The organism is Streptomyces sp. NPDC058000, assembly GCF_042886435.1.
GTDB lineage: Bacteria > Actinomycetota > Actinomycetes > Streptomycetales > Streptomycetaceae > Streptomyces.
On sequence record NZ_JBHVQS010000021.1, the window covers coordinates 59,359 to 71,505 of the forward strand.

Genomic DNA, 12,147 nt, shown 5'->3' on the forward strand with positions numbered 1-12,147 from the left:
GAGAGTGGGTCAGGCGCTGCCGAGCTGGATCGCCTTGAGGAGCAGGAGCAGGGCGCTGAGGATCAGGTATCCGCGCAGGGCGGTCATGCCGAGTCGGGTGCCGGCGGACCACTGCACGGGCTTGAGGAGCGCCAGCGGCGGCATGCGCCAGGCGAGTTTCTCGGCGTGTGACATCGCGGGAGCCGGGGGTGCGGGCGTGCGGCGCCGGGTGACCCGTAGCGCGATGGCGGTGGCGATCAGGGCTGTGACCAGGGTGATCGCGAGCCAGATGGTGAGCTGGGCGACGTTGATGGAGGGGAAGAGCGTGGTGGCCATCAGGGTGCCGGAGAGCATGAGCAGGACGGCGATGATGACGGTGGCGAGGACGTTCAGCCAGCGGCGGTTGACCCAGGGGCCGAGGACTTCGGGGTCGTTGCACAGGAGGAGCAGGAAGACGCTGGCGGAGGGCAGTAGTAGCCCGGCCAGGGCTTGGACGGCCTCGGTGATCAGGCCCAGTGGTGCGCCGGGGATGAGGACGATGGCGGCGGCCACCAGGACCAGCAGGCTGTAGGAGGCGTAGAAGGGTTTGGCTTCGCGGAAGCCGCGGTGCAGGGAGTGGCGGAGGTTGAAGACGTCGCCGAAGGCGTAGCTGGTGGCGAGGGTCACGGCTGCGGCGCCGATGATGCTGGCGTCCAGCAGCACGATGGCGAACAGCGTGCCGAGGATGTCGTCATGGCGGGCCAGGGCTTCGGCGACTCCGGCGGCGTCGGTGAAGTTGCCGTGTGCGCTGGTTCCCCGGGCGGCGAAGTCGGCGGTCACGATCAGGGCCGCCGCGCCGAGGACGACGACGAGGGAGCCGATGACGGTGTCGGCGCGTTCGTAGCCGATGAAGCGGGGCGTGATGCGCTTGTCGATCACGTTGGACTGCTGGAAGAACAGCTGCCAGGGGGCGACGGTGGTGCCCACGATCGCGATGATCAGCAGGACCGCCTCGCTGCTGATGCCGCCCTGGATGCTCGGTACGACGAAGTCGTGGGCGGCATGGGCCCATCGGGGATGCGACATCAAGGTCAGCGGGATCAGCAGCAGGCTGGCCGCGATGAAGGCGAACATGGCGCGCTCCCAGCGGCGGAAGGAGCCGCTGGCGGCCACGGCGATCAGTACGACGGCGGCGATCGGCACGACGACGTAGTCCGAGACACCGAGATAGCCGGCGGCCAGCGAGATGCCGATGAACTCCGTCACGAGGGTCAGGAAGTTCAGCAGGAACAGGTCGCCGACGCTGAACCAGCCCCAGAAGCGGCCGAACCGCTCGATGATCAACCGGGCGTGGCCGACGCCGGTGACCGCGCCCAGCCGCACCACCATCTCCTGATTGACGATCAGGACCGGGACGAGGAGGAGCAGGACCCACAGCAGCGAGTAGCCGTAGTTCTGGCCGGCCTGGGCGTAGGTGGCGATGCCGCCGGCGTCGTTGTCGCCGACCATCACGATGATGCCGGGGCCGACGATCGCCAAGAGGGTCAGGAGCCGGGCCTTGAAACCCGGGCGTTCTTCGGCGTGTTCGCGCGGGACGCGGCCGAAGGCGCCCTGGATCTCGCCGAGGTGGGCCTCGTCGTGTGCGGTGCTGGGCCTGGGCGGGTGGGGCGGTGCCGCTGGGCGAGCGACGGGCTTCTTCGCCGGGTGCTCGGCGCCGTGCTCCGGCGGTGTCGGCGGAGGCTTCGGCTTCGGCTTCGGCGAGGGTGGCTTCTCCGGTAGGCGGGGACGCTCGATGCCGCCGGGAGGGCCGGGCCGCTGCGGTCCGGGGCGGGTCGGCGGCTCCGGACGGCCGGGCTGTTCCGCACGGCCCGGCGGCTCTGGAGGGGGCGGAGGCTTCGGGCGGTCGGGCCGCTTGGGGCGTTCCGGATGTTCCGGGCCGCCAGGGGGCCGGTTGTGGTCGCTCATGAGTGGGGCGGTGTGTCGTGCGGCGGTGGGCCGGGGGCGGGCTCTTGCGCGTGGTGGGGCGGGCGTGGGGCGGGCTCGCGTCGGCGCCAGTCCTCGGGGATGACGGCGTCGAGCACGTCATCGACGGTGATGACGCCCAGGATGCGGTCTTCGTCGTCGACGACCGGCACCGTGAGCAGGTTGTAGTCGGTCATGAGCAAGGCGACGTCTTCGACATCGGTGTCGGGGCCGGCCCGTACCGGATCACGGTCCGTGACATCTTCCAGTCGGGTTTTCGGGTCGGTCTGGAGCAGTTCCACGAGGGTGACGACACCGCGCAGTCGCCTCTCCTCCCCGACCACGTAGACGCTGGTCAGCGCCTCGGGTTGGAGGGTCCTGGCCTCGCCGGTCGCCCGCAGTGCAGAGGCGACGGTGCTGCTCCCCGCCGCGGTGAGGACGTCGAGAGCCATCAGCCCGCCCGCGCTGGAAGGGTTGAAGCCCATCAGGGTCAGCACCTTGGTGCGCTGTCCGGCCGGGAGGGCGTCCAGGACCGGTTGTCTGCGCCCCTGCGGCAGCTCGTTGATCGCATCCGCGGCGTCGTCGGCACGCATCCGGGCGATGACCTGGGCGATCTCGGCGTCGGTCCGCTCGCGCAGCAGCCGGAGCTGCGAGTCCGGCTCCAACTCCTCGAACACGTCGGCTTCCAGCTCGGGGTCGGCGTGCACGGTCTGGAGGATCTCGTGCGACTCGGTGCGGTTGGCCTCCTCCAGCAGATCGGCGAGGTCTGCGGGCTTGAGCCGCCCCAGGCGCGCGAACGGCCCTCGTACCCGGGCGGACCGTGCGTGCCCGATCAGCGGCTCGAAGGACTTCCAGTCCCGCCAGTCGGGCTGCCCGCCGCGTCCGCCCAGGACGCCCCGCAAACGCGGTGGCCGGCGTGTGTCCAGGCAGGTGAGCACCCACCCGTCGGGCCGTTGCTCCAGTTCGATGTCGTACGCCCGGACCAGTTCGACGTCGGCCACGTCGATCACCCGGTGACCGAGCACGTCGGCGCGCAGCAGCACCTCGCCCTCGCGCCGTTCGAAGTGCCGCAGGTCGACCCGAGGGCTGACCAGACTGATCTGCTGCCCCTCCAGGTCCGCCACCTGCTCGGAGGGCAGGAAGACCTCGCGCCCTGCCACACGCGCCACCAGGCCGGTGACCAGGGGATAGTCCCGGCCGCGCAGCCGGACGATGAGATCGGACAGACGGCCGACCACCTCGCCGTCACCGCCTACCAGCGGCCGCCGAAGAAGACCGGCCAGATGCACGACACGCTCCACCCTCCCAAACTAGGCACAACGTGCATGATCGGAACGCCTGGCGCTGCGGCGCGCCAGGGCAAGCCCTCCAGCGGCCCAGCACCGCGCCGTCCCACAGGCGGCCGCCGGCTCCAGCCCGGACCCGTATCAGTCAGGGTTTCGCGGGCTCGCCTGGTTCGCGTACGAATTGGCGGTCGTCCGCGTCGTAGTCGAACAGTTCGCCGTAGCGGCCCCAGTCGATGGCGATGTCCAGTTGGCGGCGGGCCTCTTCGGCGGAGAAGCCGCGTTGCAGCAGGTCGAGGAAGAAGCTTTCGCGCAGGGTGCCGTCGTCGGTGGCGGCCAGCGCCTGGGCGATGGCGCGTACGAGTGGGGCGCGGGTGGCGGCCAGGCGGGCGAAGCGCTGTTTGCTGGTGAGGATGTCGGCGGCGGTGAAGGCGCGGCCTTCGTCGGTGAGGGCGAGGCGGGCGTCGCTGACGGTGGCCAGGCCCAACATCACGGCGGCGTCCACGAGCGGCAGCAGGTCGTCGATCTCGAAGTTGAGTTCGTCGGAGATCTCGGCCAGGCCGTCCTCGCCGCCCCGGGCGAGCAGGATCTCCAGGAGACCGGCCAGTCCGCCCACCGATGCCTGGGGCAGCGGGACCGTGGTCGGGGTGGCTGCCGGTCGCGCCGCCTTCTCACCTGCCACGGCCGGCTCGGGGGGCCGTTGCTCACGGCCCGTGAGCAGTCCGTAGACGTTGTCGACGAGGGTTTCGAAGGCGGGGGTGCGGCGGTCGCGGGGGCGGGGCAGGTCGACGGTGAGTTCGGCGAGGATGCGGCCCGGGTTGGAGGACAGCACGAGGATGCGGTCGGCCAGCAGAACGGCTTCTTCGATGTTGTGGGTGACGATCAGGATCGACTTCACCGGGGCCTCGTGGCCCTCCCACAGGCCCACCAGTTCGCTGCGCAGGTTCTCCGAGGTCAGTACGTCCAGGGCGGAGAACGGTTCGTCCATCAGCAGCGCGTCGGGCTCGACGACCAGTGCGCGGGCGAACCCGACCCGCTGGCGCATCCCACCGGACAGTTCCTTGGGGTACGCGCCCTCGAAGCCGTCCAGACCGATCAGGTCGATCGCCTTGAGCGCCCGCTCCCGCCGTTCTTCCTTGCCGACTCCGCGGGCCCGCAGGCTCAGCTCCACGTTCTGCTGCACCGTCAGCCAGGGCAGCAGCGCGAAGGACTGGAAGACCATCGCGACCCCGGGACTCGCGGCGTTGAGCGGCGTGCCCCGGTAGGCCACGCTGCCGGACGAGGGACTGATCAGCCCCGCGGCGCAGCGCAGCAAGGTGGATTTCCCGGACCCGGACTTGCCCAGCAGGGCCACGATCTCGCCTTCGGCCAGCTGGAAGCTCACGCCCTCCAGCACCGGCAGTGCGCGCCCGTCGGGAGTGGAGAACGTCTTGGTGACCGAGTCGGCCTCGATGATGACCGGCCGACCCTCGTCGGCCGGGGTTGTGCTGCGCTGCGGGGTGGTGGTCATGGCGGCTGCCTCGCGGGAGAAGGGCTTCTGTCAGGTCACACGGTCGGTCAGGCCACGCGGACGGGCCGGTGTCACATCGCGTACCGGGTTTCGGCCAGTCGGTAAAGGCGGCGCCACAGCAGCCGGTTGAGTCCGACCACGTACACGGCCATCACCACGATGCCGACCAGGATCTTGGGGAAGTCGCCGGTGCTGGTGGCCTGGGCGATGTAGGCGCCCAGGCCGGTGGCGGTCAGATGGTGCTGCCCGTAGGCGACGACCTCGGCGACGATCGAGGCGTTCCAGGCCCCGCCCGCCGCGGTGATGCCGCCGGTCACGTAGTACGGGAAGATCGCGGGCAGGATGAACGACCGCCAGCGCAGCGTCCCGCCGACCTGGAAGCCGGTCATCGCCTCACGCAGGTCGGAGGGGATCGCCGAGGCCCCGGCGATCACGTTGAACAGGATGTACCACTGCGCGCCCAGGGCCATCAGCAGCACCGAGCCGATGTCCATCGAGATGCCCCAGGCCACGAACAGGGCCGTGGCGAACGGGAACAGGAAGTTCGCGGGGAAGCTCGCCAGCACCTGGACCACCGGCTGCGCGAATCGGGTGACCTTCGGATTCATACCGATCCACACACCGATCGGTACCCACACGGCCGTGGCGACGATCAGCAGCAGCACCACCCGGCCGAAGGTGGCCGCGCCAACCGCGAAGGCATGCCCGAACTCCGCCAGGCCCACTGTGGACTGCACATAGCCCAATGCCTTCCAGGCTCCGAAGAGCACGATGACGGCCACCGCACCCGCGAAGAACACGTCCCCGGTCCGTTCGCGCACCGCCGGGCGTGCCAGGGGGTGCTCGGCCAGCCCGAACGGCCGCGTCCACCGCTCCAGCGCCCGGCCCGCGGGCCGCAGCGGACGCCCGATCAGCTCCGGCACGCTGGAGCGCCGCAGCACATCCAGCACCAGACTGCGGGGCCGCTCGGCGGCCTCGGACTCCTCCACCCGGAACCGCTCCGACCAGGCGACCATCGGCCGCCAGAACACCACGTTCACGCCGATGACCATCAGCACCATCACCGCGACCGCGATGCCGACCTCGCCGAGATCGCCCTTGCCGATCGCCGCGGCGGCGTACGAGCCCATGCCCGGCAGCGCGTAGGTGTGGTTCAGGACGCTGATGGACTCCGAGGCGGCGAGGAAGAACCAGGCCCCGCCGAAGCTCATCATCCCGTTCCACACCAACGGGATCATCCCCGAGGGCACATCGAGCTGCCAGAACCGCTGCCACTTCGTCAACCGCATCACCCGCGAGCCCTCGTCCAGATCGCGCGGCTGCGACATGAGCGAGTAGTAGAACGCGAACGTCATGTTCCACGCCATCGCCGTGAAGATCGCGAAAATCGACGCGCACTCCAGGCCGAGCTCTGAACCGGGGAAGAGGTTGATGAACGCCGTCACGGTGACGGAGAGGAACCCGAGCACCGGCACCGACTGCAGGATGTCCAGCACCGGCAGCAGCACCCTCTCCGCCCGCCGCAGCCGCGCCGCCGCCGTGGCATAGACGAACGTGAACACGACGGAGGCGACGAGCGCGGCGAACATCCGCAGCAGCGAGCGCACCGCGTAGTACGGCAGATGCGACGGGTCCGTCGAGACCGAGGACGGTGCCTGGCTCGGCAGGAACGGTGCGTTCAGGCCAGGCGCGAGCCTCAGCAGCCCGTACAGCAGCGCCACCAGCGCGGCCGCCACCAGCACATCCACCCACCGCAGACCGGGCCGCCGCCACACCGCCCGCGAGGGGAATCCGCCTTCACCCGCCATCGGCACCACCTCCGTCGCCCCGCACGCGCGCCGTGCGGGACACAGCGAACCACCCCCGGGAAACTTCAGGAATCACCCCGGCGGAGAACGGGCGAACACCCACCGGACAGCGGAACGCGCCCTGGCCTCACGGCCGGCGCGCCACGCGCTGTCTCATCCCCTCAGCAGTGATCACCAAGGCTGCCCGGCTCTGGCGGCGTAGCGTGCGCCGCCAGGTGCAGGACGGTGGCGAGCAGGGACGGCAGGTGTGGGTTGGTGGTGCGGAAGAGCATGCGGTTGCCGTCGCGGCGCACCGTGACCAGGCCGGCCGCCCGCAGCCGGGCCAGGCTCTGGGAGACGGCGGCGTAGTGCGCGCCGACGCGCTCCGTCAGTTCCCCCACCGAGAGTTCCTGCAGCGCCAGGGCCTGTAGCAGCCGGATCCGGATAGGTCCGGCCAGCGTCTTCAACATGGCGACCATGGCGCCGACTTCGGCATCCGCGAAAGGCGCGGTCGCCGTGCGGACGGGGACGAGCACCACGTCAGGCTCCTGGACAGCATGCATCGGCCGCGCCCCTTCCCCGCTGGTGTGCGTGGGTACCGGGTGCCGGGGTGCGGCACTGGTGCCAGTGCAGATCGCGTACGTACGGCACGCGGGAGAGCTGGTCGACGAGGTGGTCCAGGGGGCCGGTGTCCGGGCCGTCCAGGGCGACCGTCGCTCGCAGGTACACGGTGGCGCCGTGCCGGCTGGCGTGCAGGGCCTGGAGGTGGGCGCCGGGTTGGGTGAGGGCCAGCACGCACAGCGCGCGTACCTTGGTCGCGGCCGGGTGGTCGCAGTGGATGTGGATCGTGGCGAGAGCCGGGGCCGGGGTGGTGGGCGGTCCGCTCTTCTTCGCATGTGGACGGGGCAGGAATCGCATGGGTACCTCGTGGGTCACTTCTGGTCGGGAAGTGGTGGGAGGGGTGGTCAGGTGGTGTTCTGCAAGCGGGGCCACGGCGTCAGCCGCGGGCTCAACGCGTAGCCGACCTGACGCACGGTACGGATGAGTCCCCGGCAGTGCGGGCCGAGCTTGCGGCGCAGCCGGGCGATGTGGACGTCGACGGTACGCAGGTCGCCTGCGGGCGTCTGCTGCCACACCAGTTCCATCAACTGGCATCGGGTGTAGACCCGGTCGGGGTGAGCGGTGAGATGCGCGATCAGCTCGAACTCCATGCAGGTGAGGTCGAGTTGACGCCCCAGTATCGAGGCCCGGCGACTGCCGCAGTCGACGGTGAGGCCCTCCACCCGGTACACCGGAGCCTGGGGCGACTCCGCGGCCGCGGGGAGGTTCGGTGACTGCGGGACGGGCCTGATCCTGCTACGCCCCTGTGGTGCGGGCGCGGGCTTTCCGTCGTCGTGGACGCGGTTGGCGGTGCGGTGGCTCAGGGCCATGTCGGCTCCTGTCTGGTCGATACGTTCGGGGTCGATACGTTGACGACAGCCGTGCTTGGACCATCGGACGCAGGGGCGAGCCGCCCGCCGGCGCCGGTGCGGAACGGCGGGCAGCGGGCTCCAGGGAGAGGGGCAGGCCGGATCAGGCCAGGTGCGCCGTGGCGTTCCCAGGTCGGGGCAGGCCGGTGCCCCCTCCCGGGTTCGGTGTGCGCGGGGCCGTTAGTGCCAGGTGGCTTCGAGGCGGGACCGGCCGTCGGGGCCGTTGACGGTGTGCCAGTGGGCGTGCGGCCGGGCCGGACCACGTTCGGCGGGCGTGGGGACTCGGGCGGCTGCCGGGCCGGGGGCGACGCGGATGGCCGTGCTGTCCAGGGGGCTGTCGGCGAGCCGGTGCAGTACACGGGCGAGTACCGGCCGCACGGCGCCGAGCTTGCGGGCCGGGTGGTGGCCGATGAAGGGGACGTGGAAGGTGGTCAGGACGGACATGGGTAATACACCTCCGTGCGGGGCGCGTTCCCGGGCGGGAAGGAATGGACGTCGGGCGGGGATGCCATGGGCCGCCCGGTGATGTGGCGGGTGGCCTGCAGCCGGAATCTCGGCGGCGGTGGCCCGCCTGTGGGGCGGCGGAGCGTGGTGCCCGCCGCCCGTGGGTCAGTTGCCGAGGGCGACCTGGACGATCTTGATGACGACCAGGATCATCGCGATGAGCAGGTAGGTGCGCAGGGCGCCCATGCCGATCTTGCGGCCGGTGGACATGGCCGGCCGGGTCAGGGTCTCCAGCGGGGGCATCCGCCAGTTGTCGCGGCCGGTGCGGTCGATCGGGTCTTCCTTGGTGGCGGTCCGCCGACGGGTGAAGGCGTAGCCGGCGGCCAGCACCCCGGCGACACCGCAGCCGGCCATGATGTCGAGGATGGCGCCCGCGCTGATGTCCGGGAAGAGCACCGAGGCGGTCAGGATGATCGACAGCGACACCAGGACTCCGACCACCGCCGCGGTGAAGGCGTTGGTCTTGGGCCCGTTCACCCACGGCCCGAGCACCTGCTTGTCGTTGCAGAGCAGCAGCAGGAAGACGGAGGCGGAGGGCAGCAGGACCCCGGCGAGCGTCTGCACGCCCTGAGTCAGCAGACCGAGCGGGGAGCCGGGGATCAGCACGATCGTGGCAGCGGCGGCGACCAGGCCGGCGTAGACGGCGTAGAAGCCCTTGGCGCCCTTGACGCCCCGGTGCAGCGAGTGCTTGATCCCGAACACGTCGCCGATCGCGTACGCGGTGGACAGCGACACCGCGAACGCGCCGATGATCGAGGCGTCCAGCAGGGCGATCGCGAAGAGGACACCGGCGACCTTGCCGGCCTTGGCCGAGATGCCGGTGATCAGGCCCGAGGTGTCGGTGAAGTTCCCGAACCCCTTCGTCCCGGCGAACGCGGCGGCGACCAGGCCCATCAGGGCGGCCGCGCCGACGATCACGACCGCGATGCCGATCCACAGGTCGACCTTCTCGTACTTCATGAAGCGCGGGGTGATGCGCTTGTCGATGACGTACGACTGCTGGAAGAACAGCTGCCAGGGTGCCACCGTGGTGCCCACGATGCCGATGATCAGCAGCATCACGGTCGCCAGCTCGCCACTGCCGCCGGGGATGACCGGGACCACGAAGTCGTGCGCCATCTGCGACGTCTTGGGGTGGAGCATGAAGTAGAGCGGGACCAGGAGCAGCGAGGCGGCGCACAGCGCGACGGCGATCCGCTCGAAGCGGCGGAAGGAGCCGGTGAACGCGGAGGCGATGATGATCGCGGCGGCCAGGATCACCGAGGCGGCCTTCGGCAGCCCCAGATAGTCGGCGGCCATCGTGATGCCGATGAACTCCGTCACCAGCGTTAGCGCGTTGAGCAGAAACAGGTCGATGACGGAGAAGGCTCCCCAGAACTTCCCGAACCGCTCCAGGATCAGCCGCGCGTGCCCCACCCCGGTCACGGCGCCGAGGCGCAGCACCATCTCCTGGTTCACGTACAGAACGGGAATCAGCAGGAGCAGGGTCCACAGCAGCTGCGTGCCGTAGTTCTGCCCGGCCTGGCCGTACGTGGCGAAGGCTCCGGCGTCGTTGTCGCCGACCATCACGATCAGGCCAGGGCCGACTATCGCCAGCAGCGTCTTGAGCTTGGCGGACAGGCCCCGGCGCTCGCCGGTGTCGTCGTGTCGGATGGTGCCGAGCGCACCGCGGATGTCGCCCACGTGCGCGTCGTCGAGGACTGCGCTGCGCGGCGCCGGAATGGTCTTGTCGTTGATCAGGCTGGTCATGGCGGGCCTCCCAATCCCCCCGATGGGGAGAGGCGTTGAGGGCGCGCGGCAGTCATCCCCCCTGCGAGCGCGCAGCCCGGCCGCCCGGGACGGCGAAGGCCGTACGGGTGCCTGGGACGAGGATGCGAGTGCGCGCGGGAGAGGTGGTTACCGCGTACCGGAGGTCGAGAAAGACATAAGAATCCGGATGACGGGCCTACTGTGGCCCGGACTACTGCAACTGCAGTCCATGTCTCTCGCCTCCTCCCGGCCGGAGCGCACGCGGGCGCTGGACGACGCGGCAAGGAGCAGACCGGTCCCGATGACCGGTTCACCCCAACTCGTCAGAGCTTTGGCACTGCACGGCGTATTCCACCTGTGGGGGAAGCCACTTGGGGTCACCCCTTAGGCCGGGGAGACCTGTCCTGAACCTGGGCGTCTCTCGACGTCGTGGGGTCAGTGGCCTGTGTCCGTGCAGACGCCTCACCGAACGAGGTGCCTTCTTCAAACCTCCAGAAGCATAACGGCATAGTTGCGAGATCACGCAACTGCTTGGCGAAGTCTTGACACACCTCGTGACTGGACCGTGCTCCCCGGCCGCGGTCGGCTTCTCCTGTCGGGCGACGCGAGAACGTCAGTGGGTTCCGACATCTGATGTCAGTACTTCCGACGTGGGGTGTGTCAGTAGGCAGGCGGGGGCACTTCGGCGTCGAGGGCGCGAAGTCCGTACCGGACGTCGTCGGCGAGGACCGCGATGTCGTCGTCGATGGGACGTCGCCCGGGAACTGCCGTCGCAGCCAGCCCGCGATCTGCTCGGGCGACCGGCACAGGGCCGGTTCGGCCTCCACCAGCGCCCGCAGAGCGGGCTGTTGGGGCAGCTTGGCCTGCTTGGGGCGGCGCCCACGCGTGTAGGCGGCCGCGTCTGCGGGCGCAGCCCGGTAGTGGTCCCGGCCTCCGTTGCACGCGATCTCGCGGAGACGGTCGAGGGCGATCTGCCCAGTCGCTTGGCCGGCCGCCGGGCCGATTCACCGGCTGCGATACCCCCGGGATATCTCCTCGCGTTCACCGCCGGTCAAATGTCGTATCGGCCGCTGCTGCGGAGCCCGGCGGACGCTGCCGCTCTGGTACCGAAACTGGCGGACATGGTGCATCGGCGCCCCGAGCGCCCGACCCATCAAGCTGAAGGAATCCCCCTCGCGCCAGCGTCTCCAGATCTCATCCTGCTGGGCCGGCGAAAACCCGTAGTCACGCACCTGTGCCTCCACGACGACATGATCGTCCGTGGGTGGTGCGTTGATCACTTGAGGGTGCCCTACGTGGCTCTCGTGAGTTCTTCCACCTGGTCCGGCCCGAGAGCGCATTGCGCGAAGTGGCCCAGGCCCCCGGCGCGGGCTCAGGCTGGTCGGTCACCGTCTCGGGGCGAACGGGCTCGCCCGTGCCCCGAGACGGCAGCTGGTATGGGTCACTCGTGGTCGGTGGCTCCCGGAGAGTGTTTGGCGATGTTCAGGTGTTCGGCGTGCCAGCCGCTCTCGTCTTCCACGGGAATGTAGGTCACCCGCAGCCCTTCGACAACGAAGGTTCCGTCCTCGATGACGCGACTGTCCACCCTGATCTCGCGGCCGTCGTCCCCGTCGACGTATCCCACACCTCGTGCCTGGTTGTACCACCGGACGACACCGCTGACCCTGTCAGCCATCTGTTCGCCTCCGACTTTCTCAATTGCGCAAGTGGTTGACTGTTGCTGGATTTCATTCCCGTCCTGATCTCGTGGGGATCCTGGCCCGGTGTATCAAGTTCGCTACATTCGCCCGCCGTTGCCCGGCAGTCCTGCCTCAAGTGCGTTTGGGAATCACCGGTGACCGTCACCGGGCAAGTCGGCGTCGCCGACGGCGTGGGCGTGGGCGTCGATCCACTCGTCGGCAGCCCGGATGCAGACGTGGTGTGCG

10 protein-coding genes and 1 riboswitch are annotated in these 12,147 nt (G+C 69.9%); all 10 genes read right to left on the reverse strand.

Annotated features, from left to right (window positions below):
- Window positions 1-9: 9 nt before the first annotated feature.
- A complete protein-coding gene (locus ACFVT2_RS21400) occupies window positions 10-1,923 on the reverse strand; it encodes an NRAMP family divalent metal transporter (protein ID WP_390020078.1) in 1,914 nt (637 codons plus the stop codon).
- Window positions 1,920-3,221: a magnesium transporter MgtE N-terminal domain-containing protein gene (locus ACFVT2_RS21405; RefSeq protein ID WP_390020080.1), complete on the reverse strand. Its 1,302-nt coding sequence runs from the start codon at window positions 3,219-3,221 to the stop codon at window positions 1,920-1,922. The genes ACFVT2_RS21400 and ACFVT2_RS21405 overlap by 4 nt, the downstream gene beginning before the upstream one ends.
- Before the next feature lie 130 nt (window positions 3,222-3,351).
- Window positions 3,352-4,713, reverse strand: coding sequence for a nitrate/sulfonate/bicarbonate ABC transporter ATP-binding protein (locus ACFVT2_RS21410; RefSeq protein ID WP_390020082.1), 1,362 nt, complete (start codon window positions 4,711-4,713; stop codon window positions 3,352-3,354).
- A gap of 71 nt (window positions 4,714-4,784) precedes the next feature.
- Entirely contained in the window at window positions 4,785-6,521 is a 1,737-nt protein-coding gene (locus tag ACFVT2_RS21415; RefSeq protein ID WP_390020084.1) for an ABC transporter permease, read from the reverse strand.
- Between the two features lie 161 nt (window positions 6,522-6,682).
- Window positions 6,683-7,063, reverse strand: a complete 381-nt coding sequence (locus ACFVT2_RS21420; protein WP_390020086.1) for an ArsR/SmtB family transcription factor — start codon at window positions 7,061-7,063, stop codon at window positions 6,683-6,685.
- Complete coding sequence (locus ACFVT2_RS21425; RefSeq protein ID WP_390020089.1) at window positions 7,041-7,418, reverse strand: hypothetical protein; 378 nt, start codon at window positions 7,416-7,418, stop codon at window positions 7,041-7,043. The genes ACFVT2_RS21420 and ACFVT2_RS21425 overlap by 23 nt, the downstream gene beginning before the upstream one ends.
- 47 nt (window positions 7,419-7,465) lie before the next feature.
- Window positions 7,466-7,930 carry a winged helix-turn-helix domain-containing protein gene (locus ACFVT2_RS21430; RefSeq protein WP_390020092.1) on the reverse strand — a complete coding sequence of 155 codons (465 nt, stop codon included), beginning with the start codon at window positions 7,928-7,930 and terminating at the stop codon, window positions 7,466-7,468.
- A gap of 219 nt (window positions 7,931-8,149) precedes the next feature.
- On the reverse strand, window positions 8,150-8,413 hold the full coding sequence (locus ACFVT2_RS21435) for a hypothetical protein (protein ID WP_390020095.1): 264 nt from the start codon (window positions 8,411-8,413) through the stop codon (window positions 8,150-8,152).
- A 165-nt stretch (window positions 8,414-8,578) separates the two neighbouring features.
- Complete coding sequence (locus ACFVT2_RS21440; protein WP_390020098.1) at window positions 8,579-10,222, reverse strand: NRAMP family divalent metal transporter; 1,644 nt, start codon at window positions 10,220-10,222, stop codon at window positions 8,579-8,581.
- A 307-nt stretch (window positions 10,223-10,529) separates the two neighbouring features.
- Window positions 10,530-10,703, reverse strand: a riboswitch (M-box (ykoK) riboswitch).
- 960 nt (window positions 10,704-11,663) lie between these two features.
- Window positions 11,664-11,897, reverse strand: a complete 234-nt coding sequence (locus ACFVT2_RS21445; protein WP_390020101.1) for a hypothetical protein — start codon at window positions 11,895-11,897, stop codon at window positions 11,664-11,666.
- Window positions 11,898-12,147 lie beyond the last annotated feature (250 nt).

Excerpts from the sequence above, each read along its gene's own strand:
- ACFVT2_RS21400 (WP_390020078.1), bottom strand. The coding sequence starts at position 1,923 with ATGAGCGACCACAACCGGCCCCCTGGCGGCCCGGAACATCCGGAACGC.
- ACFVT2_RS21410 (WP_390020082.1), bottom strand. The coding sequence starts at position 4,713 with ATGACCACCACCCCGCAGCGCAGCACAACCCCGGCCGACGAGGGTCGG.
- ACFVT2_RS21415 (WP_390020084.1), bottom strand. The coding sequence starts at position 6,521 with ATGGCGGGTGAAGGCGGATTCCCCTCGCGGGCGGTGTGGCGGCGGCCC.
- ACFVT2_RS21420 (WP_390020086.1), bottom strand. The coding sequence starts at position 7,063 with ATGCATGCTGTCCAGGAGCCTGACGTGGTGCTCGTCCCCGTCCGCACG.
- ACFVT2_RS21425 (WP_390020089.1), bottom strand. The coding sequence starts at position 7,418 with ATGCGATTCCTGCCCCGTCCACATGCGAAGAAGAGCGGACCGCCCACC.
- ACFVT2_RS21430 (WP_390020092.1), bottom strand. The coding sequence starts at position 7,930 with ATGGCCCTGAGCCACCGCACCGCCAACCGCGTCCACGACGACGGAAAG.
- ACFVT2_RS21435 (WP_390020095.1), bottom strand. The coding sequence starts at position 8,413 with ATGTCCGTCCTGACCACCTTCCACGTCCCCTTCATCGGCCACCACCCG.
- ACFVT2_RS21440 (WP_390020098.1), bottom strand. The coding sequence starts at position 10,222 with ATGACCAGCCTGATCAACGACAAGACCATTCCGGCGCCGCGCAGCGCA.
- ACFVT2_RS21445 (WP_390020101.1), bottom strand. The coding sequence starts at position 11,897 with ATGGCTGACAGGGTCAGCGGTGTCGTCCGGTGGTACAACCAGGCACGA.